This is a genomic window from Pseudonocardia sp. MH-G8, assembly GCF_002262885.1.
In the GTDB taxonomy this organism is placed as follows: Bacteria; Actinomycetota; Actinomycetes; order Mycobacteriales; family Pseudonocardiaceae; genus Pseudonocardia.
The window spans coordinates 1-23,907 of record NZ_NKYF01000022.1 but is presented as its reverse complement, the minus strand read 5'-3'; the positions used below and the strand labels follow the sequence as shown (position 1 = coordinate 23,907).

Here is a 23,907-nt window from a genome sequence, read left to right as displayed (position 1 = left end):
CGATCATGACGGCGAGTCCACCGTGTGCAATAGTGAACGTGCTTGCGAACACTCCCGGGTCGAGATCAGGCGAGCACGTCCGGGAAGCCGAACATCTCGACCAGCGCCGGATCATCGTGGAACGCGATCACATGGGAGACACCGGTGGCGGTCGGGGCCAACACCACGATGCCGTTCGCCCGGAACGCGCCATCCGCGTCCCGGTGGTATGCGACGGCGGCGGGCTGGCCGTTGGCTGCAGTAGCCATCATCTTCCAGTCTCCCGGCGCTCCCAGCACGTACGTGTCGAGCATGCGGATACACTTCTGCCGCCCGGCCTGCCATTCCCGGAACGGCGTCGCCTCCAGCGTGGCGTCCATGCGCAGCACCTGTGCCATCAGGCCGGCGTCGGAGCGTTCGAAGGCTGCAATGTAGCCGTCCAGCAGCGCACGTGCCCGCTGGTCGGTCGGCTCGAGCAGTTCCTCGGGCTCGGGCTCCAGTTCGTGCAGCCGAGCGCGGGCGCGCTGCAGACCGCTCTTCACCGCCGCGGTAGTGGTGCCGAGAATCTCCGCGGTCTCGACCGCGGAGAACGCCAGCACCTCTCGGAGGACGAGGATCGCGCGCTGGCGGGCGGGCAGGTGCTGCAAGCTCGCGATGAGCGCCAGCCGTAGCGACTCGCGCGCGACCACCGCCGCGGCCGGATCGTCGGCGGCGGGGGCGGTCCATCGGTCCGGCAACGGTTCCAGCCACGCGACCTCGCCCGGCGGAACGTGACCGGGCGGACGATCGGGTCCGTCGTCAGGACCTGTCAGGCCCGAGGGCAGCACCCGGATCCGGCGCGGCCCCAACGCCGTCAGGCACACGTTGGTGGCGATCTTGTAGAGCCAGGACCGGATCGACGCACGGCCCTCGAAGCCGGCGTAGGAACGCCATGCCCGGAGATACGTTTCCTGCACGAGGTCCTCGGCGTCATGGGCCGAGCCGACCATGCGGTAACAGTGCGCCAACAACTCCCGGCGGAACCGCTCGGTCTCGGCAGCGAACCGGTCCTGGTTCGCTGCCTCCCGCAAGCGCGCCGTCATGCCGCGAACTCGAGCCGCGCCCGGTCGGCCGGAGGCGCGATCCGATCCCACCACCGCCGGCGCAGCTCCACACCCGCCGCGGACCTCCTGCGTTCCATACGCTGCTCCTTGCCCGGACCGGTCCCGCCGATCGGGACCGTCACCCACTACGACCAGGATGGCGTGGCGAAGGAATCGGCACGCAGGTCAGCCGGCATCCGGAGCTGCCCGGATCGTCAGGGACGCAGGGCCAACTTGCCGACCGTCGCCCGGGCTTCCAGCTGCGCGAGGGCCTTCGGGCCGTCGGCCAGGTCGTAAGTGGTGGGGGCAGCGGGAGCCAGGACGCCGGCGGCGATGAGGGCGGACAGCTCGCTGATGAGCTCGCCGAAGATCTCGGGTGCTGCCTGGATCAGCACGCCGATGTTGAGGCCGATGATGTGGACCTGGTGCTTGTACACCAGGTCCCAGTTGGTGATCGCAGCTGCGCCGCCTGCCACGCCGTAGACGACGACCCGGCCGGTGACCGGCTTCGCCGCGGCCAGGCTGGCATTGAAGGTGGCACCACCCGCCGACTCCAGCACCACATCGGCACCGCCACCGCCGGTCAGCCGCAGCACTTCGGCGGAGAGGTCGCCGTCGAGGGAGTCCAGGACGTGGTCGGCGCCCAACGCCAGTACTGCCTCGTGCTTGCTCGGCGCGGCGGTGGCGATGACCGTCGCGCCGTAGTGTTTGGCCATGGTCACCGCGGCCTGGCCGGTCGCGCCCGCCGCAGCGTGGACCAGCACGGTCTCCCCGGCGGCCATGCGCCCCAAGGGCTTGAGCGCGGCGAGTGCGGTGGGCCAGTTCACGACCAGGCCCAGCGCCTGCTCGCCCGTCCAGCCGGCCGGCACCGGCATCGCGGCAGCCGCCGTCAGGACCATGTACTCGGCGAAGGCTCCATGTCCGACGCCGATGACGTGAGTCCCCGGTCGTGGGCCGGTCACCGCCGCACCCACCGCAACGACCTCGCCGGCAGCCTCGAAACCCGCCAGGTACGGCGGCTGCGGGCCGCCCCGGAACGTGCCGTGGGCCTTCGAGATGTCGGCGAAGTTGACACCGGCGGCAGCGACCCGGATCAGGACCTCGCCCCGATCAGGGCTCGGTACCGGCGCGTCGGTGATCGAACGCATGTCCTGCGGACCCCTCGTCGAGGTCTGCTGCAGGGCACGCATGGTGGCAGGAATGCTCACGGCGACCGCCTCTCTTCCCCGGCTCGCCTCATCGCGGCCGGCCTCTTCGGTGCGGCTGCACCGTCGACCATGTAGACCTCGGCCACCGCGCGAAGGAATCGGCTCGGGCACCGCGCGCTCACCGCGCCCAGGCGTCGCCGAACCGGCGCAGGCAGTCCCGGATCTCCTGCTCAGACGACGTCGGTCAGCTCCTCGGCGAGGTAGCCGGCCAGGTCGGGGCCGGCAGGGCGGGTGAGGACGTGCGCGAGCCACGCGCGCCGCTCGAAGTCGGTGACGGCCAACTCCCACACGCAGCCGATGGCGACGCCGTCGTGCGGGGCGAGGCTCTCGGACCGCCCGGCCGGGGCCGAGAACATCCGCTGGTGGATCTCGTTCTCGCCGGACCACCAGCAGACCAGCACGTAGCTGCGGGCAGGGGCCGCGTGGACGACGACGAAACCCACGCCGTACCGCTGGGGGGTCGTGGCGGGCGCCGGAAGCGCCGCCGCACCGACGCGCAGCGCGTGCTCGACCAGCTCCGGCCCCACCGCGCACTCCGGAGCCGAGATCGCGTAGAGCTTCAGGGTCCAGTCGTCGACGTCGGCGCGGCGCAGGAACTCCACACGGCGGGCCCGGTAGGGCTGCAGTGCCGGGAAGGCAGCGGTGCTCATGCTGATACCCTTTGCGGCAACAACCTTGCTTGTCAAGGCATATAGGATTGAGAACTTTGAAAAGTGAGGCCCCGTGAGTCGACCCCTCGACGACGTCAACCGAACACTGCTCCGCGAGCTGACCCACGACGGCAGGCGGACCGTGCGCGCGCTGGCGGCCGGTGTGGGCATGTCGGAACCGGCCGTGCGCGACCGGCTGGCCAACCTCGAGCGCGACGGTGTGGTCTCCGGATACCGGGTGACCCTCGACCCGGCCGCGGTGGGCGCCGGCACGGCGGCGTTCGTCGCGTTGCGCTTCGCCCCCGACGCCAAGGCGGCCGTCAACGAAGCGCTGGGACAGGAACCCTGCGTGCTCGAGGTGCACGAGGTCGCGGGCGAGGACTGCTACCTCGCGAAGGTCCGGGTGGGCTCCACCGCCGAGCTCGCCGACGCCCTCGACCGGCTCCGGTCCATCACCGGCATGGTCGGCACCCGCTCGACGGTGGTCCTGCGGACCGTCTTCGAGCGTCCCCTGGACGTCGGTGGCCCCTGATCAGCCCGTCGCACGACGCAGCCAGTCGACGACGCCGTTGATGTGCACGGTGACGTGCGCGGCCACGAGCGCGGCGTCGCCGCCCGCGAGCGCGTCGACGATCACGCGGTGCTCGGTGAGGGTCCGCTCGACCGAGCCCTCCTGGGTCAGGCCGCGCCAGATCCGCGCCCGCAGCGTGCTGCTCGACAGCGTCTCCAGCAGGCCGGCCAGGTAGGCGTTGCCGGCCAGGTCGGCGATGTAGCGGTGGAACACCTCGTCGTGGGCCACCAGCTCGTCCACCGACGTGGTGTCGTGGACGGCGACGAGCAGGCCGTGCAGGTGCGCGACGTCGTCGGGCGTGGCGCGCGGGGTGGCGAGCGCGGCCGCCGCCGGTTCCAGGATGCGCCGCACCTCGAACAGCTCCAGCACCGACGCGTCCTGGTGCAGGTCCACCACGAACGACATCGCGTCGAGCAGGACCTCGGGGGTCAGGCTGGTGACGTAGGTGCCGTCGCCGCGCCGCACGTCGAGCACGCGGATGATCGCGAGCGCCTTCACCGCCTCCCGCAGCGAGCTGCGGGACAGCCCGAGGGCCTCCGACAGCTCCTTCTCCGGTGGGAGCCGGTCGCCGGGACGCAGTTCGCCGGACCGGATCATCGCCTTGATCTCGAGGATCGCCTCGTCGGTGACGGCCACGGCCGCGGTCCTCAGGCCGGGGTGAACGCGACCGCCACCGGGGTCCCGGCGGCCGGGAGCTCCACCGCGACGCCGCCGGCGTCCGGGCGCGCCACGACCGGCGTGCCGTCGGCGAGCGCGGCGGAGGCGAGGTCGAGCCGGTCGGCCCGGGCGGGCAGGACGAGCGGGCCGCCCGCCGGCTCCACCAGCGCCCAGATCCGGGCGCCGGTGCGGGTCCAGCGCACCCACGGCGCGTCGCAGGGATGGGCGAGGGCCGGGTCCACCGGGCGCGAGCCGTGCACCGCGGCGGAGTGCACGCCCATCCAGTCCGCGAGGGCCTCCAGCGTCCGGCGCTGTCCCGCCGGGATCGCCCCGCTCGCGGTGGGACCGACGTTGAGCAGCAGGTTCCCGCCGCGGGAGACGACGTCGACGAGGTGGCGCACCAGCTGCGGCCCGCTCAGCAGGTGCCGGGAGTCCTCCACCTGGTTGACGCCGAACGAGAGCCCGATGCCCCGGTTGTTCTCCCAGGCGGGGGCGCTCTCGGCCTCGAGGCCGTGCTGGTACTCGCTGGTGCGGTAGTCCCAGTGCGTGTCGCCCCACCGGTCGTTGACGACGCCGCCCGGCACGGTGGCGTAGAAGTGCCGGAAGAGCTCGAACAGGCCGAGCCGGCCGTCGTGCTTGCCGGCATCGGGCCACTCGATGTCGTTCCAGAGCACGTCCGGGCGGTACCGGTCGACCAGGTCGCGGACGTGGAGGTACGCGTACGCGGCGTAGGCCGGGTCGTTCGGGCGCAGGTCGCGCACGTTCGCGAACGTGTCGATCACGGGCAGGTGCGGGGTGACGTGCCAGTCGAGGCCGCCGGAGTAGTACACGCCGAACCGCATGCCGGCGCCCCGGACGGCCGTGGCCAGATCGCCGATGAGGTCACGACGCGGGCCACGGTGCACGGTGTTGCGCGCCGCGGTGCCGGGGGCGTCCCACAGGGCGATGCCGTCGTGGTGCTTGGTAGTGGGCACGACGTAGCGCGCGCCGGCCCGGGCGAAGAGATCGCACCAGGCGGCGGGGTCGAACTCCTCGGCCGTCCAGGCGTCGAGGAAGTCGTCATAGGGCGCGTCACCGTGCACCAGGCGGTGGTGCTCGCGCGCGGGGCTGTCATCGAACCTGATCGTGTTCCGGTACCACTCCGCGTAGGAGTTGTGGCGGAACCAGACCCCCTCGTCGACGGCGCCCAGCTCCCCGGTCGGCTCCGCCCACGCGGGCACCGAGTAGGCGCCCCAGTGGACGAAGATGCCGAGCTTGGCGTCGGCGTACCAGTCCGGCAGCGGGCGCTGCAGCAGGCTCCAGTCGGTCACGTGCTCCTCCGGGAGGGTCACCGGCCACCGAGGCCGGACAGGGCGATGCCGCGAACGAGGTGGCGCTGCAGCAGCACGACCATGGCGACCGTCGGCACCATGGAGATCGCCGACGCGGCCATCAGCAGGTGCCACTGGTTGCCGTTCTGGGACAGGAACAGGTTGAGCCCCAGCGGCACCGTCGACATGTCGCGGCTGTTCACGACGATCAGCGGCCACAGGAAGCTGTTCCAGTAGTTGATGAAGGTGAACGCGGCCAGCACCGCGACGGCGGGCTTGGCGATCGGCACGATCACCTGCAGCAGGACCCGCACCCGGCCGGCGCCGTCGATCGTCGCTGCCTCCTCCAGCTCCCGCGGGATGCCGAGGAAGAACTGGCGCAGCAGGAACGTGCCGAACGCGGTGAACGCCCAGGGCAGGATCAGCGCGGCGTAGCCGTCCACCCAGCCGAACTGCTGCATGAGGATGAACATCGGGACGACCGTGACCTCCTGCGGCACCATCAGCGTGCCGAGGTAGAGCAGGAAGAGCCGGTCGCGGAACCGGAAGCGCAACCGCGCGAACGCGTACGCCGAGAGCACCGACGTCACGCACACCACGACGGTGCCCGTCACGGCCACGAACAGACCGTTGATCATGAATCGGCCGAACGGCAGGTAGCTCCATGCCTCGGCGAAGTTGGACCAGCGGATCTCCGAGCCGATCAGCCCGGTGCCGCCGAACACCTCGGCGGGCGGCTTGAGCGCGCTCGCGACCATCCAGACGAACGGCATCAGGAACAGCACGAGCACCGCGGTGAGCAGCACCTGCGACACCACGGCGCGCGCGCCGACGCGTCGACGTGGCGGGCGCGCGGCGGGCGGAGCCGGGGCCTCCTGCGGGGCCGGGAGCGTCGTCTCAAGCGTCATAGTGCACCCACCTCTTCTGCCCGAGGAACTGCAGCGCGGTGACCAGCATGATGATCATGAAGAGGAACCAGCCGATGGTCGACGCGGAGCCGAGGTCGAACTGCTGGAACCCCTGCCGGTAGAGGTTGAGCACCATCGTCTCGGTGGCCACGCCGGGCCCGCCCTGCGTGAGGACGTAGGGCTGGACGAACACCTGGAACGAGGTGATCAGCGTCATGATCATCGCGAAGAACATCGACGGGGAGAGCATCGGCAGCGTCACGCTGAAGAACCGGCGCACCGGCCCCGCCCCGTCGATCGCGGCCGCCTCGTGCAGGCTCTGCGGGACGGCGTCGAGCCCCGCCGAGAAGACGAGCATGTTGTAGCCGAACCCCTGCCAGACCGACATCACGATCACCGCGGCCATGGCCCAGCGGGTGTCGCCCAGGAAGTTCGGCGCCGGCATGCCGAACACGGTCCGGACGGCCTGGTCGAACACGCCGTCCGGCTCGTACAGCAGCCGCCAGACGAGCGCGTTCGCCACCATGGGCGTGACCGTCGGGAGGAAGAACAGCAACCGGTAGAGGCCGCGCCCGCGGATGCGCGAGGAGATCCACAGCGCCAGCCCGAGCGACACGACGATGTTCAGCGGCACGTAGACCGCCACGAACACCAGCGTGTTCAGCATGACCCGGGCGAAGATCGGGTCGGCGAGCAGGTCGGCGAAGTTCTCCAGGCCGACGAACCGCCGCTCGCCCAGCATCGGCCAGGCGAAGAAGCTGATCGCCAGCGATCCCAGCAGCGGGATCAGGGTGAACAGCAGGAACCCGCTCGTGCTCGGGGCGAGGAACCCGAGCGCCGCGCGTCCGTCGCCGCGCCGCGCCGGTGCCGGCGGGGCGGTCCGGGTCGTCGTCGGTCCCGTCACGGCGCTCACCCCGCCTGCCGCTGGAGGGTGGCGAGGAAGTCCGGAACGGTCTGCTGGCCGTTCACCGCCTGCACGCCGTACTGCGTGAACAGCTGCGAGACCTGCGTGTAGTTCTCGGTGGCCGCCGACGTCACGCCGTTCGCCACCGCCGTGCGCAGGCCCTCCTCGGCACCCGCGAGTTCGGGGCGGAACCACGCCTGTTGCTGGGCCGTCCGGCCCGGGTAGGCCCGTCCTTGCTCGGCGAGGTAGCGGGCGGCCTCCGGGCCGGTGAGCACGGCCAGCGCCCGCAGGGCCTTCTCCGGTTCCGGGCAGGTCCGCGAGATGCCGAACCCCGATCCCGCCACCTGGCTGTGCGAACCCCCCTCCCCCGCCGGGATCGGCAGCACACCGACCTCGAAGTCGGCCTGCTGCTGCAGGTTCACCAGCTGCCAGGGACCGTCGACGACCATCGCCGCGTCCCCGGCCATGAACGCGCTCAGCGCCGGTGTCGGATCGCTGCTCGCCGCCACCGGGGCCGCGACCCCGAGCCGGTCGACCAGGTCGGTGTACCACTGGACGGCGGCGACGAAGCCCTCCTGGGTGAGGTCGAGGCTCCCGTCGGGGGTGACCGGGTGGACCCCCTGCAGCGACAGCGACCACGGGATGACGCTGTCGATCGTCGGGTAGAGCGCGAACCCGTACCTCCCGTCGCCGGTGAGCGACTGCGCCGCGGCGAGGAAGTCCTGCACCGTCCAGTCGAGGGACGGGACCGGCACGCCGGCCTCGCGGAAGCGGTCGGCGTTGTAGAAGACGACCTGCGGCCCGAAGTCGTAGGGGACGCCGTACTGCCGGCCGTCCACCTGCAGGCCCTCCCAGATCGACGGCTCGAAGTCGGCGGCGTCGATGCCGGCGCCGGCGAGCACGTCGTCGAGCGGCATGAGCACCGGCGCGAACGTCCGCACCCGAAGCGACTGCACGCCCAGGATGCAGGCGGTGTCGCCGCCGCTGGCCTGCGCGGCGAGCTTCGTCCAGTAGTCGTTGAAGCTGGTGGTCTGGAACTCCAGCTCCAGGTCCGGGTGGGCCGCGGTCACCATGTCCCCGAGGTGGTTCCAGGCCTCGACCTCGGAGTTCGACCCGCTCCACATGTTCCACACGAGGCGCGTCCGGCCGTCCTCGGTGGTGGTGGCCCCGGCCGCACCGCCGCCGCACCCGGCCGCCACGAGGACGAGCCCGGTGGCGGCCAATGCGGCGGCGAGTCGCCTCCCTGCGGCGCGAACGGTCATGACGCTCCTCGACGTTGAGTGGAGACATCTGATGTTCGTCGACCTTTTCGCGAACTTCGTCCCAAGTCAAGGGCTCACGGCCGTTGATACATCCGATGTATCAGCGGAGCTTCTCGAAGAAGAACTCGTGCTTGAGGAACGAGACGTCGTACTCGTGCCCCGGCTGCGGCGGCAACAGTTGCGCGGCCTGGAACAGCCGCCAGCCGTCCTTCAACGCGTCCAGCCCGCTCTCGTACGGCGGCGTGTCGCTGTCGCCGGTGGTCGGCGCGCTCTCCCCGGTGCCGTCGTAGACCGACCAGCCGACGACGGGCGAGTCCAGCGCCGACGAGGCGAGGTAGAGCACCAGCACCTGCTGGCGGAGCGTCTGCTGCTGCGTGCTCGTCATGCGCTCTCCTGCGTCGGTGCGGGGGCGAAGGGGTTGAGGCTGCGCGGCGCCACCACCCGCGTCGGGCGGTTGGTCACGCGGGTGACCCAGTAGTCCGGGTCGTAGGTCTCGTCGCCGATGAGCGCCTGCCACAACCGGACCCGGTTGTAGATCTCCAACCGCCCGGTGGCGTGCTCGTACCAGGGGAAGAGCCGGCCCAGCTCGGCGGCGACGCCCGTGTCGTCGAGGTCGTCGGTGTTCCACAGCTTGAGCTGTCGGACCGTCGGGTTGAAGCGGATCTTGAACATGTAGCGGTCGATGTCGCTGTCGTTGCGCCGGCCGCCGTGCCAGATGCCGTGGTGCAGGAACACGACCGAGCCTGCGGGGCAGGTGAGCCGGGTCTGCCCCCGCAGGTTCTGGTAGCGGCCGGTGTCGGACTCGTTGGTGCGGCGCAGGTGGCTGCCCGGGACGGACAGCGTGCCGCCCATCTCGAGCGTCACCTCCTGCGGGTAGTACATGAGCTGCACGTCGAACGCGTCGGGCCGCACGTCGATGATCGCGTCACCGTGCAGGTTCTGGGCCGACCCCTCGTGGGCGCGGCGGATGTGCACGGCGTGGTGGTCGACGGTCGGGTCCGGCCCGACGAAGCTGCGGATCGCGCCGGCGACCTCGGGCAGCTGCACGAGCCGCTGCGCGAACGATCCGTCCCCGAAGGACTCCGACAGCGGGGTGCCGTAGGGCACCGCCGGGATGCCCGCGCGCAGGACGTCGATCGCCTCGACGTTCATCTCGGCGGGCACCACCGCATCGATGCGGTGGGCCCCGTGCGCGACGAACCGGGCCATCTGCACGGACGTGAGCAGGTGTTTGCGATGGGGATGGGCCACGTCTCTCCCTCACTGGGCGACTGGTCGGTGTTCGCCGAGCGTAGGAAGGAATGGCCGTGCAGCGCGTGGGTCTGGTTCGCCACTACTGGTAATTTCTCACCATGCGTGTAGCGCTGCACCTCGCGGAGCCGCCCGTCGTGGTGAACGCGGGCGTCGGCGTGCACGGCGTCCGCAGCCCGTACGACGTCTTCCGGCTGCCCGACCTGTGGCAGGTGCACGTCTACGGCTACGCGGCCACGCTCACGGTCGCCGGGCGGCCCCACGCCGTCACGCCCGGGTCGGTCAGCCTGGTGCCGGCGGGCGTGCAGGTCCGCTTCGACTACGCCGGGCGCTCGGAGCACCTCTTCGCCCACTTCCGCACCTCACCGGCCGGCGAGCCGGCGTCGGTGCCGGTCGTGCAGGACGCCGGGCCGGCCGCCGCCGGGCTCTCGGGCCTGATGCGCGCCGCGATCGAGGCCTTCCCCGGCGGCTCACCGCGGGTGGCCGCCGAGGTCTGGACGGCGCTGTGGCGGATCGCCCAGCTCCCCGAGCCCGACACCGGGCACGCCCGCCACGGCGCGGTCGCCGCCGCGATCGCCCACATCGAGGCCAACCTGGCCCGCCCGCTGACCGTGCCGGACGTGGCCCGCGTCGCCGGGATGTCGCACAACCACCTCACCCGGCTCTTCCGCGCCGAGACCGGCCTCCCGGTCGTCGGCTGGATCCGGCGACGACGGATGGCACGCGCCCGCCACCTGCTGACGGCCACGACGATGTCGATCCCGGCGATCGCGGCGACGGTGGGCATAGACGACCTGCAGGCGTTCAACAAGACGTGCAGACGCGAACTGGGTGCGAGCCCGCGAGCGGTCCGCGCCACCCCCTCCCCCGCGCCTTGGAGCCATAGCGCTGTCTGAGCGGCTGAAAGAGCAGTACGGCTCCAAGGTGCTTCAGGAGAGCGGTACTACCTGCGGATCTTGGGTCGCCTCCAGCCAGCCCAGGTCCACGCTGATCGCTCGGGCGCATGCCGCTACCTCGGGCATCAGCTCCTCCACCCGCTTCCTGGGCAGGCGGGCGGTCGGGGCGGTGAGCGAGAGCACCGCGGCCAGCTCACCCTGCGGGCCGCGCACCGGGACCGACATCGTGTTGACGCCGGGCAGCGTCTCCTCGAACGCGCACGCGTAACCCGCCGCCCGCACCGCCTGGACGTCCTGGACGAGGGCCTCCGGATCGGGCGGGTTGACCGGTGTGAGGTCGGTGCCGGCGCGCTCGGACACGACGCGGCGGATGTCCTCGTCGTCGCGCACCGCCAGGAACAGCCGGGCCGGCGCGCCGCTCCACAGCGGCAGCGGGCGTCCGATGTCGAAGCGGGCGTGCAGCGGGGACGCGCTCTCCACCTGGTCCACGTGCAGCAGTTGATCCGCCAGGCTGACCGAGATGCCGACGGTCTCGCCGGTGGCGTCGCGCAGCTGCGCCATGCGGGGCAGCGCGACGCGGCGGACGTCGATGCGACGCTGGTAGGCCATGCCCAGCGCCAGCGTCCGCGGTCCGAGGCGGTAGCGCCTGGTGACGGGCTCCTGCGTGGCCAGATCCGTGGCCACCAGGTCGGCCAGGATCCGCTGCACCGCGCTCTTGGACAGCTCCGCCCGCTCCGCGAGCGCACGGATCGAGAGCGGCTGCTCGGCGGCCGCCAACACGGTGAGGATGTGGGCCGCCCGGTGGATCAGGCTGCCACTCGCCCGGTCCTGCATGCACGCCCCTCCCTTGACACGCGCCGCGGCCGTGCCGACCATGGTGTCCCATGTGCCGTATCAGTGTCCCATAAATCGGGACAGAACTCAACGCAGAGGAGCTGACTGATGGACCGGAAGGACGCGGTCGAGACACCGATTCGGAAGGTCGCCGCCGCGAGCCTGCTGGGCTCGGTCGTCGAGTGGTACGACTTCTTCCTCTACGGGACGATGGCCGCACTGGTGTTCAACAGCCAGTTCTTCCCCCAGTTCGACCCGCTGGTCGGCACGATGATCGCGTTCGGCACGTTCGCCGCCGGCTTCGTGACGCGACCGCTGGGTGGCTTCATCTTCGGCCACTTCGGCGACCGGCTCGGCCGCAAGCGGATGCTCGTGATCACCATGCTGATCATGGGCTTGTCCACCTTCGCGATGGGCCTGCTGCCCAACTACGCCGCCATCGGCGTCGCGGCGCCCATCGTCCTGATGCTGCTGCGGATGCTGCAGGGCATCGGGCTGGGCGGGGAGTGGGGCGGCGCCGTCCTGCTGTGCGTGGAGCACGCCCCGCGGACCAAGCGCGGCTGGTACTCCTCCTGGCCGCAGCTCGGCGTGCCGATCGGGTTGCTGTCCTCGACCCTGGCGGTCACCGCCGTCACGGCGCTGCCCGAGGCCGCGTTCCAGTCGTGGGGCTGGCGGGTGCCGTTCCTGCTGAGCATCGTGCTGGTCGTCGTCGGCCTGGTGATCCGGCTCAAGATCGACGAGCCGCCCGCGTTCCGGTCGCTGGAGAACGCCGAGGAGAAGGCCGCGCTGCCGCTGGTCGAGGTGTTCACCCGCCACCCCAAGGTCACGTTCCTGGCGATGGGGGCCCGGGTCAGCGAGTCGGTGACGTTCAACATCTACAACGCGTTCCTGGTCACCTACACGGTCACGGTGCTGAGCCTGGACCAGTCGATCGTCCTCAACAGCCTGCTCGTCGCCTCCGTCGTCGGGTTCTTCGTCATCCTCGCCGCCGGTCGCGCATCGGACCGCATCGGCCGCCGCCCGGTCTTCGGCGCCGGCGCCGCGATCGCACTGGTGACGGCGTTCCCGATCTTCTGGCTGATCAACACCGGGAACCCGTACCTGATCTGCCTCGGCGTGGTGATCGGCTGGGGCGTCGCCGCGTGCATGATGTTCGGCCCCGAGGGCGCCCTGTTCGCCGAGGTGTTCCCGACCCGCGTGCGCTACTCGGGCATGTCGGCGGTCTACCAGATCGGCGTCATCCCCACGGGCGCGATCGCGCCGCTCGTCGCCACGTCGCTGGTCTCGTACTACGCGGGGTCGGTGTGGCCGGTCGCGGTGTACGTGATCGCGATGGCGGCGATCACGCTGGTGTCGCTCGCGTTCCTGCCCGAGACCCACCTGCGCGACATCGACGACGCGCGGGCCGCGCAGCCCGCGGCACAGTGAGAAGGAGCGAAGAGGCGATGACGAACGCAGATCAGCGCGCCCGGCCGGATGTCCTGCTGATCCTGGCCGACGACATGGGGTTCTCCGACATCGGCTGCTACGGCGGCGAGGTGCGCACCCCGGCGCTGGACCGGCTGGCGGAGGGCGGGGTCCGGATGACCCAGTTCTACAACACGGCCCGGTGCAGCCCGTCCCGCGCGTCGCTGCTGACCGGCCTGCACCCGCACCAGGTGGGCATCGGCATCCTCAACTTCGACGACTCCCCCGACGGCTACCCCGGCAACCTCGCCGAGGACTGCGCCACCGTCGCCGAGGTGCTGGGGGACGCCGGCTACGCCACCTACCTCTCGGGCAAGTGGCACCTGGCCGTCGACATGGACAACCCGAACAGCGCCTGGCCCACGCGCCGCGGGTTCGACCGGTTCTTCGGGACGCTGGAAGGCGCGGGGAGCTTCTACCAGCCCCGCACCCTGGTCCGCGGCGAGGAGAACATCGAGCACGAGGCCACAGCCGAGGGGTGGTTCTACACCGACGCGATCTCCGACTCGGCGGTGGAGTTCCTGCGCGAGCACGAGAGCGAGCGACCCGACGACCCGTTCTTCATGTTCCTCTCCTACACGGCGCCGCACTGGCCGCTGCACGCCGCCGAGCAGGACATCGCGACGTACGCGAACCGGTTCGACGAGGGCTGGGACAGCCTGCGCGAGCAGCGTATGAAGCGGCTGGTCGAGAGCGGCGTGATCAGCCCCGAGTGGGACCTGTCCGACCGCGACGAGCGCGTTCCGGCCTGGGCGGACGCCCCGCACAAGGAGTGGGAGGCCTCCCGGATGGAGGTCTACGCCGCCCAGATCGACCGCATGGACCAGGGCATCGCCAAGGTGCTCCAGCAGCTCGAGGACGCCGGGCGGCTGGAGAACACCCTGGTCGTGTTCCTCTCCGACAACGGGGGATGCGCGGAGGAGATGCCGCCCGAGTCGGTGAAGGAGTTCGTCGGCGCCTTCGTGCCCCTCAAGGAGACCTCGCGCACGGGAGGGCAGGTCGTCCCCGGCAACGTCCCCGGTCTGCGGCCGGGCCCGGAGGAGACCTACCAGAGCTACGGCCGCGCGTGGGCCAACCTGTCGAACACCCCGTTCCGCGAGTACAAGCACTGGGTGCACGAGGGCGGCATCTCCACCCCCTTCATCGTGCACTGGCCCGCCGGCCTGCAGGCCCCCGCCGGAGGGCTGTGCACGACCCCGAGCCAGCTCGTGGACGTCCTGCCGACCATCGCCGACGTCGCCGGCGCCGCCTACCCGGCGCAGCGCGGCGGACAGCCGATCCCCGCGCCGGAGGGCCGCAGCCTGCTGCCGGCCCTGCGGGGCGAGGCCGACGCCGACCGCGACCTGTTCTGGGAGCACGAGGGCAACTGCGCCGTGCGTCGCGGCCGCTGGAAGCTGGTGCGCAAGTACCGGCACCCGTGGGAGCTCTACGACATCGACGCCGACCGCACGGAGCTGCACGACCGGGCGAGCGAGCACCCCGACCTGGTGGCCGAGCTGGAGTCGGCCTACGAGAGGTGGGCGCGGCGCTGCGGCGTGATCCCTCGCGACAAGGTCCTGCAGATCTACGCGGAGAGAGGCCACGGCCTCCCGGAGGAGTGATCCTCTCCGACGAACGGCACTCTCGTCGGTTAGGTACCGACGAGAGTGCCGTTCGTCAGGTGGAGGCGGGGATCAGAGCTCGTCGAAGACCTGGCCCATGTCCGCCCACACCTCTCGGCGGCGCTTTCGCGTCCATGCCGCTACCGCGCCGCCTGCGGCGGCGACCGCCAGGCACACCCAGGGGACCATCGCCGTCTGCAGGGGGATCGGCACTCCGGGGGCGGCGGGCGCGAACGAGTAGTACAGCCCGCCGAACACCGCGAGCGCGCCGACGAGCGCCGCCAGCGCGCCCACCACCTGGAAGCCGGTGCGGCCGGTGCGGCGGCCCTGCGCGACGCCGGCCACGCCGAGCATCAGGTAGACCGCCATCACCAGCGGCGTGCCGATGCCGGCGAGGAAGGTGAAGACGAACACCCCGCCGGTCAGGCCGTCGTCGAGCCCGCCGGCCAGCGCCACCTGGCTCTCGCGGCTGGTGAGCAGCACCGCGCCCGCGGCGAGCAGCACCCACACCACGAGGTCGAGGCCGATCGCCCGCCACGGCGTGCCCCAGCGCGGGTGCAGCACCCCGAGCCAGGCGGGCAGCACCCGCTCGCGGCCCATCGCGAACAGCACCCGCGACACCGCGATGTGCACCCCGAGCGCACAGAACAGGCTCGCGAGCGCCGCGCACGCCAGCACGACGGCGGCGACGGCGTCGCTGGGCGCCACCGCGGCCAGCCCGGCCACCGACGCCGGCCAGTCCGTCGCGGCCTGCCGCACCCCGAACCCGACGGCGGTGGCGTAGGTGATGACCAGGTAGAACAGCCCGGCCACGACGATCGAGCCGACGACGGCGCGGGGCACCGCACGGCGGGGGTCCCGGGTCTCCTCCGACAGCACGGCGCTGGCCTCTGCGCCGGTGAACGACAGCATCGCGAACGACAGCCCGAAGAGCACGCCCGTCCACGGCACGCCGGCTGCCGAGGGCCAGAACGCGCCCGGGTCGAACCGGGTGCCCGCGCCGTCGACCGGTGTCGTCCCGTCGATCACGCTGACCGCCGGCGAGCCCACCGCGATCACCACGACCGCGACGACGAGCAGCGCCACCATCGTGACCAGCAGGATCGCCAGCTGCGTGCGCGTGGAGGCGCGGATGTCGTACAGGCTCATCAGCGCGATCACCACGAGGCCCGCCAGGGAGAACCAGTACCAGTCGGGGTCGGCGCCGGTGAGCAGCGCGACGAGGTTCGCGGTGAAGAACCCGAAACCGCACAGCACCGCGCCGCCCAGGACGAGGAACGCCGCCGCGTAGCACCAGCCGCCCAGGAAGCCGAGACCGCGGTTCGCGCCGCGCGTGATGTAGGTGTACATCGACCCCGCCGAGGACAGCGAGCGGGCGAACAGCGCGACGGTGCCGCCGACCGCGAGCATCGCCAGCGTCCCCAGCAGGTACGCGAGCGGCGTCGCGCCGCCCGCCTTCGTCGAGGCGAGGTAGGTCAGGAACGCCCCCGACATCGCCGGGGCGATCACCGAGAGGCTCTGCGCCACGACGTCGCGCAGGCCGAGCGTGCGGTGGAAACCGCCCCCGACGGCCGGGGCGCCCGCGTCAGTCACCATCGCCGCCGCGCTCCTTCCCCGGGCCCGTGACCTCGCCGCCCGCCGTGCAGTGCCCACCCGTCGCGGGCACGTCGAGCGCCGGGTTGCGGTCGAAGAAGCCGACGGGCTTGAGGGTGAAGCCGGTGTAGTCGACGGGCATGACCGGCCAGTCCTCGGGGCGCGGGAAGTGCGTGGTGCCGAACGTGTGCCAGACGACGATGTCCTCGCCGTCGATCTCCCGGTCGGCCTGCACCCACGCCGGCAGCCCGGCACCGCCGGGGTTCTGGTTGACGAAGTCACCGGCCGGGTAGCGCTGCGCGGCGTCGTAGCGGGTGACCCACAGGTGGTTCGTCGCGAACGTCGCCCGCGCGTGGATGGAGGACGCCTCGTCGGCGAGCAGCGTCGCCTTGCCCTCCGGGACCAGCGCGTACCCGACGTCCTGGCCGAGCGCGTTCTGCTTCTCCGGGTTGACGATGTGCCAGGTCCGCACTACCGAGCCGTCGGCCTGGCGCTGCGCCTGCGACTCGCGCGCCAGCCGCGTCCGGCGCTTGCGGAACGCGTTGCCGTAGGGGTTGCCCTCCCCCATCGGCACCCGCTCGGCCTGCACCTCGTCCACGGCGTTGCGCACCCCGTCGACGGTCATGTCCAGGCGCGCGGAGAACAGGTGCTGGTGGAACGGCGCACCCAGGCCCGGCGCGACCTCGGCGGCGTACTCACCGGGCGAGCCGGACGTGAACACGATGCCGGTGGCCTTGACCTCGAGCTGGATCGTCCCGTCCAGGTAGAGGTACCAGTAGAAGCCGTAGTCGTAGTTGCCGATCGGGGTGAAGAACGAGAAGACCATCCGGCGCTGGCGGCGGGTCTCGCGGCTGCCGGTGAACATGTCGGAGTGCTTCCAGAGGACGCCGTAGTCCTCCTCGTGCATGCAGATCGCGTTGGTGATGGTCTTCGGGGCGCCGAGGTCGTCGGCGATCACGGCGTCCAGGTAGTGGATCTCGCCGAGGCAGTCGCAGCCCAGCTGCAGCGAGTCGGCGTAGCGGGCGAACATGTACTCGCCGCAGTCGAAGTAGTTCTGCCAGAACCGCACCGGCGCCGGGTCGGCGTAGGGGACCACCATCTCGGCCACCGACGCGCGGTAGACGATCGGCCGCCCGTCGTAGCTGATCTGGTGCAGGGTGAGGCCCTCGCGCTCGTTGAACCCGACGCGCAGGTCCCAGCCCTCCCAGCGCACCCGGTTGCCCTCCACCGTGAACGACGGTCCCTCGGGCTGGGTGATCTCGATCGGCTTCAGCGTGGTGCGCGCCGGTCCGGTGACGGCGGGGTCGTCGAAGTTGCCCGAGGTCGCGGGCACCGGCACCTCGGCGGCGTCGATCACGCGGGTGACGCGGCGGGCCGTCAGGTCCACGTAGGCGACGAGGCCGTCGACCGGGTGCGCCCACGGGTGGTCGCGCTCGTGGTCCTGCCGGAACCCGAACGCGCGCACCATGCGGTGCCCGACCTCGTCGGGGTAGTCGTAGACGCCGGCGGACAGCGGCACCGCACGCACCGACGCGGGGTCGATCCCGCGCTTCGCGAGCGCCTGCGTCCACTCCTCGGAGGCGTTGAGGACGTCCTCGATCATCTCGAACTCGGCGTCGATGATCGGCGGCTGGCCGTCGCGGGGCGGGTCGACCTCCCGGCGCGACACGACCTCGCCGCTCGTCGCGGACACGACGGTGTCCCAGGACCGGCCGGTGGCCAGGTCCAGCAGCACGGCGCGGAACCGCCGGTCGACGGCCTCGCCGTCGGCGTGCGCGAGCACGTCGGGCTTCGGGGGCTCCTCCGGCGCGAAGAAGGCGAAGCGGACGGTCTCGCCGAGCAGGCCGACGGCGTCGAGGGCCGCGCGGGCCCGGTCGACCTCCCCGGCGCTCGTCATGTCGAGCGGGTGCGCCACCGCGGTTCCGGGGCGGGCTTCGAGGGTCGTCATACGATGTTCCTCCCTGCCGATTCGAGGCGTGCCGCGACGGTGGGCGCCGTCACACCCGGCGGTCAAAGGCCGCTCCCGGCGGGCGCGAAAGTCGCGAAGGCGCTCTCCCGTGGCGTGAGAACCGACGCGCGGCGATTCTCATTCGACCCGTCGGGGGCTGTCCGCGGCGTACGGGGACCGTTTAGCGTCCGCTCACCCGGCACGAGGAGGCGGACGGCATGCGCGACGCGGGTGGTCTCCTGCGGTTGCGGCGCCGCTCGCCGGTGCACGGGCTCGACCGGCGCAACCTCGGCCCGCTCGAGGTGCTCGTGCAGTCGGTGTCGAGCGCGGCCCCCGCGGCCGCGATGGCGACGGTGCCGGCGATCGTGGCCGCCACCGCCGGGTCGGCAACCGTGTGGTCGTTCGTGCTCGCCACCGTGCTGGCGCTGCTCGTCGCCGTCTGCATCGGGCAGTTCACGCGCCGGATGGCGGCAGCCGGGTCGCTGTACAGCCTCACCGCGAAGGGTCTGGGCCCCGGCGCGGCGTTCGCCTCCTGCGCGGCGCTGCTCGTCGGCTACGCGGTGCTCGTGATGGCGGCGCTGACCGGTGCCGCGATCTACCTCGACGCGCTCCTGGAACGGCTCGGCTGGCGGGCGCCACCGGTCGTCGGGGGCGCCGTCGTCGTCGTGATCGCCGTGCTGTCCGGGGCGCTCGTGCTGCGCGGGGTCCGCCTCTCGGCCCGCACCGTGCTCGCCGTCGAAGCGCTCTCGATCGCGCTGATGATCGGCATCTTCGCCGTGCTGCTCGGCGGCGGGCCCGCTCCGTCCCCCGCGCCGACGGCCGGGGCCGGGCTGGGCGGCGTGGCCGCGGGCGTGCTGCCCGCCCTCGGCGCGTTCATCGGGTTCGAGGCGGCCACCACGCTCGGGGTGGAGGCCCGCCGCCCGTTCGTCGCCGTGCCGCGCGCCGTGTTCGGGACGGCCGCGGTCGTCGGGCTGCTGTCGATCTTCGCGGCGCACACCCAGGTGTCGCGGTTCGGCGAGGCGCTCGGCGGCTCGCCGGAGCCGGTGCTCGCCCTGGCCACCGCGGGCGGCGCGCCGTGGCTCGCGATCGTGCTCGACCTGGGCATCGCGACCTCGTTCCTCGCCTGCACGGTCGCGACCACGAACGCGCTGATCCGCGTGCTGTTCTCGATGGGTCGCGACGGGATCGCACCCCGGCTGCTGGGGCGGACCCACCCCCGCTACCGCACACCGCACGTCGCGATCGCCGCCGCGTTGCCCGTGGTCGGCGCGGTACCGGCCGTGCTGCTCGCCGCCGGCGTGCCCGGCCCGGCCGCCCTGACCGGGCTGCTCGCCGTGGCCACGGCCGGCTACCTCGTGGGGTACCTGCTCGTCTGCCTCGCGGCCCCGCTGTTCCTGCGCCGCATCGGCGAGCTCACCGCGGCTCCGGTCGTCGTCACGGCGCTGACGGTGCCCGCGCTCGCGCTGGTCTGCGGCGCGTTCGTGGTGTCGGCACTCGGCGGCGCGGTGCCCGTGGCGCTCACCGCCCTGCTGGCCGCGGCGCTGGCCTGGTACGGCTGGCTGCGCCTCCGGCGCCCGGACCAGCTCGCCGGGATCGGCGTCTACGACGAGACCTCGGCCGCCGACGTGCACGGCCTCCTGCGGTGACCGGCATCGACCCACTCCCGCTGTCCGGGCGCCAGCCGCGGGCGGTGCGCAGCGCGCTCGCCGTCCTGGAGGAGGTGGTCGCGGCCGGGCCCGGCGTCACGGCGAAGGAGATCTCCGCGGCGCTGAAGCTGCCGCAGGCCACCACCTACCGGATGCTGAACCTGCTCGTGGCCGAGGAGTACCTGGTGCGGCTGCCCGACCTGCGCGGCTTCGCGCTCGGCCGCCGCGCCGCCCGGCTGGCGGTCCCGACCGCCGCCCCGCCCCCGACCGCGGCGCGGGCCGTCGTCGAGCACCTGCGCGGCCTCGTGCGCTGGGGCGTGCACCTCGCCTCGTTCACCACGGGGCAGGTCGTGCTGGTCGACCCGGACCCGGACCACCCGCCCAGCGACGGCGTCCTGCTCGCGCGCTACCCGCACGCGTCCGCCGTCGGGAAGCTGCTGCTCGCCGAGCAGCCGGACTGGCGCGCCCTCGCCCGGGACCTGCGCCCGCTCACCGAGCACACGGTGACCGATGCCCCCGAGCTGGACCGCCAGCTGGCCGCCGTGGCCCGCGCGTCGCTCGCCCGACAGTGCGGCGAGCTGCGGCCCGACCGCGGCTGCCTCGCCGTGCCGGTCCGCGGTCCGGGGAGCGGCGACCTCGTCGCCGGCCTCGCGCTCTGCGGCCCCGCCCACCGCGTCGCCGAGCCGAACGAGGACCTCGTGGAACTGCTGCGCGAGCACGCCGAGCGGCTGGCCCCGCTGCTGGCGTGACCGCTGCAGCACTCGGCCGGAGAACCGGCTCAGCTCGCGTCGTAGACGAGCAGACCGTCCGCCCGCAGCCGCACGCCCTGCGTCGGGCGGTGCTCGGTGCGGCGCCCGTCGGGCATGAGGTGCTCGACGGGGACCCCGCACGCGAGCACGGCGAAGTCGGCGATCATCCGGCGGTGGCAGCGCCACCACACCGACTCCGAGCACATCACCGCCGTGCACGCGGTGTCCCCGAGCACCTCCTCGACGGCGGCGCGGAACTCGGGCGTGCGCATGTGCGCGGCGTAGCCGCCGAAGGACCGGTTGCGCAGGGCCGTGTCCGGCGAGTCCGGCGGGTCGCGCCGCCACCCGCCGAGCCGGCCTTCCCAGCGGTAGTCGACCCCCTGCTCGGGCAGCCACCGCGCCATCGCCTCGCGCACCATCTCGGGGTTGTGCCTGCTGCCCGGTGCGGTGCGCACGTCCACCACCTGCTGCACACCGGCCTCGCGCAGCAGCTCGGTCAGCCGCTGCGCGCTCGCGGTGCCGTGCCCGATCGTCCGCAGCGTCATGGTGCGGGCTACCCGCCTCGCGACGCCTGATCCGGGCGGTTCAGCTCCGCGGTGCGGCGGGCGCTCTCCGCGTTGAGCCCGCGGACGAATCCGCCGAGCAGCTCCAGCGTCGCGTCGTCGTAGCCGTCGAGATATTCGAGCGTCCAGCGGTGCAGGCCGTCGAAGACCCCGGCGACGGGCCCGCCGTCGTCCGACGTCGGCACGACCACGACCTTGCGCCGGTCGGTCGGGTCGCGCCGGCGTTCGACGAGCCCTCGCCGCTCGAGCCGGTCCAGCACCGACGTGGTCGCCGACGTGGTGAGCCCGGTGATCTTCGCCAGCTTGCCCGCCGTCAACGACTCCTCCGACCGCGCCAGGTCGAGCGCCTTCATGTCGGTGGGGCCGAGCCCGGCCCGGTCCGCGATCGCCTGGTGGAACATCAGCGCCCGGCTCGCCTGCTCACGCAGCGCCAGGACCACTTCCTCGACGAGCTCGGGTCGGGGCTTGCGCGGCACGGCCACCTCCTGATTATCTCGATGCATCGAACTATCCGAGCGATTGAGATGTACGGTACATCGAGGGGGAACGGTGGAACAGAGGCGCGTGGTGATCGTCGGGGCCGGGTTGGCCGGACTGTCGACGGCGGTGTTCCTCGGGCTGCACGGAGTGGCGAGCACCGTGCTGGAGCGCCACCCCGGCACGTCGGTGCAGCCGAAGGCACGTGGCCAGTCACCGGTGGTGATGGAGGCGTTCGCGACGGCCGGCATGACAACCTCGATCCGGAAGGCCGAGCCCGCAGGGCAGCCCGGTCTGACGATCAAGATCTCGCGCAGCGTGGCGGGCCCCGTGCTGCACGACTTCGCCCCCGAGGCGCACGGGATGGAGGCGTTCTCCCCCGCGGAGGGCGGCAGTGCCAGCCAGGCCCGCGCCGAGCGAGCGCTGGCCGAGCGGGCTTGCGAACTCGGTGCCGTGCTCCGCTTCCGGACCCGCTGCGAGGAACTGACCCAGGACAGCGACGGTGTGACGCTGAGCGTGCGCGACCTGGAGTCCGGCGCAGTCGAGCAGATCCGCGCGGCGTACGTCGTCGCCGCGGACGGCCACCGCGGCGGCCTGCGCGAGGCCGTCGGGATCGGGAGCCACGGGCGCGGCACGTTCGACGTCTCCGACAGCGTCCGGTTCGCCGCCGACCTCTCCGCGGTCGCCCGCACCGACGCCGTCGTACTGCACTACGTGCAGAACCCCGAGCTGCCCGGCGGCGCAGGCGTACTGGTGTCGACCGACGAGCCGGACGAGTGGGTGGCCGCGATGGCGGCCGACCCGGAGCGCGACGACGCGGCCACCGAGGCCCTGATCCGCACCATCGTCGGGGTCCCCGACCTCCCCCTGCAGATCCTGGGCCGCGACACCTGGGAGAGCGCCCACCGGGTCGCCGACCGGTTCCGCGAGGGCCGCGTGCTCCTGGTCGGCGACGCCGCCCACGTGTGCCCGCCGACCGGGGGGCAGGGCGGGAACACGGCGATGCTCGACGGCTACCACCTGGGCTGGCGGCTGGCCGCGGTCGTCCGCGAGGAGGCCGGTCCGGGCCTCCTCGACAGCCACGACGCCGAGCGTCGCCCCTACGCCGAGGCGGTCTGCGACTGGCAGGTGGCCAACCTGGTGGTGCGCCAGCGACCCGATCTGGCCGACCCGTCGATCGGCGCGCCCATGGACGGCATGACGCTGCTGTTCGGCTACGTCTGCGGCGGCGCGGTCGTGGCCGAGCCCGGGGCTCCGGACGAGCTGTTCGAGGACCCGCGCACGCCGTCCGGACGGCCCGGCTCCCGCGTCCCGCACGTCGCGCTGCGCGGCCCGGACGGCCCGGTGTCGCCCCGCGAGCTGATCGGGCCGCACTGGCTCGTGCTCACCGGATCGGCCGAGGGAGTGCAGGCGGCGCAGGTGGCAGCCGGCGAACTCGGGGTCGCGGTGCGCGCGTACCGGGTCGGGGAGGACCTCCACGACACCGACGGCGCATGGGACCGCGTCAGCGGGACAGGCCCGCAAGGCACAGTCCTGGTCCGGCCGGACGGTGTCGTGGCCTGGCGCGGCGCTGACGCCGCCGGGCTGACCACGGCCCTGCGCACCGTCCTGCACCGCTGACCTCGTCCGGCGGCGGGATCACTGCAACCGACCGCCCTGGTACACCGCCTGCACCCCTGCACGTCGAGCGGGGAACCTGCCACGACCACGAGGTCGGCGGCCTTGCCCGGCATGATCGTGCCGACCTCGTCTGCGATTCCCAACAGCTGCGCGGCCGAGCCGGTGCCTGACCTGCACCGGCAACAGCCCGTGCTCCAGGAGGAGCGCGAGCTCGGTCGGGTTCTCGCTGTGCGGGAGCAGCGGCGTCGTGCCGTCTGCTGGAACTGCCGGCTATGTGGGCACTTGGGCATCCGCCGTCAGCGGCGCAGACCCAGGGCTGTGCTCGACCGCTGATCAGGCCGCCCCTCGCGTTCCGCGGAACGCCGTTTTCATGATCAGATAGACCTGAGAGGGATTCGGGGAAGATTCAACACCTCTCACGTCTATCTGGTCATGAAAACACCTGTGGGCGCGCCGTCCCCGGCTCGCGGCCGCTGCCCCACGCCCCGCCCCTGGTCTTCGGCGTGGTCGGCCGCGTTCCGCTGCCCCTTTCCGTTGGCGGGGTGGTCGGGTTGGTGGAACTGCCGAATATCCGGGCTGGGTGGGCGGCCGTTCCCGGCGCGGGCCCAGGCCCGTTCGCGACGAGTAACTAGTCAGGTCGGCGGGGCCGCTTGATCGACATGTGAGATGATCTTGGTGTGCCGGTCGAGGGTGAGCGTCCGTCCTACGACGAGCTCGCCGCGCTGGTCGCG

At 72.3% G+C, this 23,907-nt stretch carries 22 protein-coding genes; 7 read left to right on the top strand and 15 right to left on the bottom strand.

The genetic code is table 11. From position 1 onward, the window contains the following. Window positions 1-65: 65 nt before the first annotated feature. The 3 genes from CFP66_RS33805 to CFP66_RS33795 all read right to left on the bottom strand — a co-directional run bounded on the left by CFP66_RS33805 (window position 66) and on the right by CFP66_RS33795 (window position 2,919). Window positions 66-1,061: an RNA polymerase subunit sigma-70 gene (locus CFP66_RS33805; protein ID WP_094929401.1), complete on the bottom strand. Its 996-nt coding sequence runs from the start codon at window positions 1,059-1,061 to the stop codon at window positions 66-68. 215 nt (window positions 1,062-1,276) lie between these two features. Next, on the bottom strand, window positions 1,277-2,269 hold the full coding sequence (locus tag CFP66_RS33800; RefSeq protein WP_094929400.1) for an NADPH:quinone oxidoreductase family protein: 993 nt from the start codon (window positions 2,267-2,269) through the stop codon (window positions 1,277-1,279). 170 nt (window positions 2,270-2,439) lie between these two features. Continuing rightward, window positions 2,440-2,919 (bottom strand): hypothetical protein, encoded by a 480-nt coding sequence (locus tag CFP66_RS33795; protein WP_094929399.1) that lies wholly within the window; start codon window positions 2,917-2,919, stop codon window positions 2,440-2,442. Window positions 2,920-2,992: 73 nt separating this feature from the next. Between CFP66_RS33795 and CFP66_RS33790 the strand changes: the two genes are divergently transcribed. Continuing rightward, complete coding sequence (locus CFP66_RS33790) at window positions 2,993-3,451, top strand: Lrp/AsnC family transcriptional regulator (protein ID WP_094929398.1); 459 nt, start codon at window positions 2,993-2,995, stop codon at window positions 3,449-3,451. Here the strand turns inward: CFP66_RS33790 and CFP66_RS33785 are convergent, their stop codons facing one another. From CFP66_RS33785 to CFP66_RS33755, 7 genes are all read right to left on the bottom strand, one after another. Further along, entirely contained in the window at window positions 3,452-4,126 is a 675-nt protein-coding gene (locus CFP66_RS33785; RefSeq protein ID WP_094929397.1) for a FadR/GntR family transcriptional regulator, read from the bottom strand. An 11-nt stretch (window positions 4,127-4,137) separates the two neighbouring features. Beyond that, window positions 4,138-5,457, bottom strand: a complete 1,320-nt coding sequence (locus CFP66_RS33780) for an alpha-L-fucosidase (protein WP_198961840.1) — start codon at window positions 5,455-5,457, stop codon at window positions 4,138-4,140. Window positions 5,458-5,474: 17 nt separating this feature from the next. Beyond that, entirely contained in the window at window positions 5,475-6,365 is an 891-nt protein-coding gene (locus tag CFP66_RS33775) for a carbohydrate ABC transporter permease (RefSeq protein WP_094929395.1), read from the bottom strand. Further along, a complete protein-coding gene (locus CFP66_RS33770) occupies window positions 6,355-7,269 on the bottom strand; it encodes a carbohydrate ABC transporter permease (protein ID WP_094929521.1) in 915 nt (304 codons plus the stop codon). The genes CFP66_RS33775 and CFP66_RS33770 overlap by 11 nt, the downstream gene beginning before the upstream one ends. 5 nt (window positions 7,270-7,274) lie before the next feature. After that, window positions 7,275-8,531, bottom strand: coding sequence for a sugar ABC transporter substrate-binding protein (locus CFP66_RS33765; RefSeq protein WP_094929394.1), 1,257 nt, complete (start codon window positions 8,529-8,531; stop codon window positions 7,275-7,277). Between the two features lie 100 nt (window positions 8,532-8,631). Then, window positions 8,632-8,916: a hypothetical protein gene (locus CFP66_RS33760; RefSeq protein ID WP_094929393.1), complete on the bottom strand. Its 285-nt coding sequence runs from the start codon at window positions 8,914-8,916 to the stop codon at window positions 8,632-8,634. Next, window positions 8,913-9,782, bottom strand: a complete 870-nt coding sequence (locus CFP66_RS33755) for a phytanoyl-CoA dioxygenase family protein (RefSeq protein ID WP_198961839.1) — start codon at window positions 9,780-9,782, stop codon at window positions 8,913-8,915. Before CFP66_RS33755 ends, CFP66_RS33760 begins: the two co-directional genes overlap by 4 nt. Window positions 9,783-9,883: 101 nt before the next feature. Here CFP66_RS33755 and CFP66_RS33750 point away from each other — a divergent pair, with 101 nt between their 5' ends. Next, window positions 9,884-10,678: an AraC family transcriptional regulator gene (locus CFP66_RS33750; protein WP_094929392.1), complete on the top strand. Its 795-nt coding sequence runs from the start codon at window positions 9,884-9,886 to the stop codon at window positions 10,676-10,678. Window positions 10,679-10,711: 33 nt separating this feature from the next. Here the strand turns inward: CFP66_RS33750 and CFP66_RS33745 are convergent, their stop codons facing one another. Next, window positions 10,712-11,512, bottom strand: coding sequence for an IclR family transcriptional regulator (locus CFP66_RS33745; RefSeq protein WP_158228315.1), 801 nt, complete (start codon window positions 11,510-11,512; stop codon window positions 10,712-10,714). A 108-nt stretch (window positions 11,513-11,620) separates the two neighbouring features. On the opposite strand from CFP66_RS33745, the gene CFP66_RS33740 reads away from it, so the two are divergent. Both CFP66_RS33740 and CFP66_RS33735 read left to right on the top strand, forming a co-directional pair. Further along, complete coding sequence (locus CFP66_RS33740; protein ID WP_094929390.1) at window positions 11,621-12,940, top strand: MFS transporter; 1,320 nt, start codon at window positions 11,621-11,623, stop codon at window positions 12,938-12,940. 17 nt (window positions 12,941-12,957) lie between these two features. Beyond that, window positions 12,958-14,580: an arylsulfatase gene (locus CFP66_RS33735; RefSeq protein WP_094929389.1), complete on the top strand. Its 1,623-nt coding sequence runs from the start codon at window positions 12,958-12,960 to the stop codon at window positions 14,578-14,580. Window positions 14,581-14,652: 72 nt separating this feature from the next. On the opposite strand, the gene CFP66_RS33730 is transcribed toward CFP66_RS33735, so the two are convergent. Together CFP66_RS33730 and CFP66_RS33725 are read right to left on the bottom strand one after the other, a co-directional pair. Next, window positions 14,653-16,176: an APC family permease gene (locus tag CFP66_RS33730; protein WP_143517449.1), complete on the bottom strand. Its 1,524-nt coding sequence runs from the start codon at window positions 16,174-16,176 to the stop codon at window positions 14,653-14,655. Next, window positions 16,166-18,121, bottom strand: coding sequence for a primary-amine oxidase (locus tag CFP66_RS33725; RefSeq protein WP_094929387.1), 1,956 nt, complete (start codon window positions 18,119-18,121; stop codon window positions 16,166-16,168). Before CFP66_RS33725 ends, CFP66_RS33730 begins: the two co-directional genes overlap by 11 nt. Window positions 18,122-18,339: 218 nt before the next feature. Between CFP66_RS33725 and CFP66_RS33720 the strand changes: the two genes are divergently transcribed. Together CFP66_RS33720 and CFP66_RS33715 are read left to right on the top strand one after the other, a co-directional pair. Further along, a complete protein-coding gene (locus tag CFP66_RS33720; RefSeq protein WP_094929386.1) occupies window positions 18,340-19,767 on the top strand; it encodes an APC family permease in 1,428 nt (475 codons plus the stop codon). Continuing rightward, window positions 19,764-20,516 (top strand): IclR family transcriptional regulator, encoded by a 753-nt coding sequence (locus CFP66_RS33715; RefSeq protein WP_233159941.1) that lies wholly within the window; start codon window positions 19,764-19,766, stop codon window positions 20,514-20,516. The genes CFP66_RS33720 and CFP66_RS33715 overlap by 4 nt, the downstream gene beginning before the upstream one ends. Window positions 20,517-20,545: 29 nt before the next feature. On the opposite strand, the gene CFP66_RS33710 is transcribed toward CFP66_RS33715, so the two are convergent. Further along, window positions 20,546-21,061 carry a DUF488 family protein gene (locus CFP66_RS33710; protein WP_094929385.1) on the bottom strand — a complete coding sequence of 172 codons (516 nt, stop codon included), beginning with the start codon at window positions 21,059-21,061 and terminating at the stop codon, window positions 20,546-20,548. An 8-nt stretch (window positions 21,062-21,069) separates the two neighbouring features. Next, on the bottom strand, window positions 21,070-21,555 hold the full coding sequence (locus CFP66_RS33705) for a MarR family winged helix-turn-helix transcriptional regulator (protein WP_158228314.1): 486 nt from the start codon (window positions 21,553-21,555) through the stop codon (window positions 21,070-21,072). A gap of 73 nt (window positions 21,556-21,628) precedes the next feature. Here CFP66_RS33705 and CFP66_RS33700 point away from each other — a divergent pair, with 73 nt between their 5' ends. Next, window positions 21,629-23,176, top strand: coding sequence for an FAD-dependent monooxygenase (locus CFP66_RS33700; RefSeq protein WP_233159940.1), 1,548 nt, complete (start codon window positions 21,629-21,631; stop codon window positions 23,174-23,176). The last annotated feature ends 731 nt before the right edge of the window (window positions 23,177-23,907 follow it).

Coding starts and splice junctions, on each gene's coding strand:
- CFP66_RS33805 (WP_094929401.1), bottom strand. CDS start 1,061: ATGACGGCGCGCTTGCGGGAGGCAGCGAACCAGGACCGGTTCGCTGCC.
- CFP66_RS33795 (WP_094929399.1), bottom strand. CDS start 2,919: ATGAGCACCGCTGCCTTCCCGGCACTGCAGCCCTACCGGGCCCGCCGT.
- CFP66_RS33775 (WP_094929395.1), bottom strand. CDS start 6,365: ATGACGCTTGAGACGACGCTCCCGGCCCCGCAGGAGGCCCCGGCTCCG.
- CFP66_RS33765 (WP_094929394.1), bottom strand. CDS start 8,531: ATGACCGTTCGCGCCGCAGGGAGGCGACTCGCCGCCGCATTGGCCGCC.
- CFP66_RS33760 (WP_094929393.1), bottom strand. CDS start 8,916: ATGACGAGCACGCAGCAGCAGACGCTCCGCCAGCAGGTGCTGGTGCTC.
- CFP66_RS33750 (WP_094929392.1), top strand. CDS start 9,884: ATGCGTGTAGCGCTGCACCTCGCGGAGCCGCCCGTCGTGGTGAACGCG.
- CFP66_RS33745 (WP_158228315.1), bottom strand. CDS start 11,512: ATGCAGGACCGGGCGAGTGGCAGCCTGATCCACCGGGCGGCCCACATC.
- CFP66_RS33740 (WP_094929390.1), top strand. CDS start 11,621: ATGGACCGGAAGGACGCGGTCGAGACACCGATTCGGAAGGTCGCCGCC.
- CFP66_RS33735 (WP_094929389.1), top strand. CDS start 12,958: ATGACGAACGCAGATCAGCGCGCCCGGCCGGATGTCCTGCTGATCCTG.
- CFP66_RS33730 (WP_143517449.1), bottom strand. CDS start 16,176: ATGGTGACTGACGCGGGCGCCCCGGCCGTCGGGGGCGGTTTCCACCGC.
- CFP66_RS33725 (WP_094929387.1), bottom strand. CDS start 18,121: ATGACGACCCTCGAAGCCCGCCCCGGAACCGCGGTGGCGCACCCGCTC.
- CFP66_RS33720 (WP_094929386.1), top strand. CDS start 18,340: ATGCGCGACGCGGGTGGTCTCCTGCGGTTGCGGCGCCGCTCGCCGGTG.
- CFP66_RS33710 (WP_094929385.1), bottom strand. CDS start 21,061: ATGACGCTGCGGACGATCGGGCACGGCACCGCGAGCGCGCAGCGGCTG.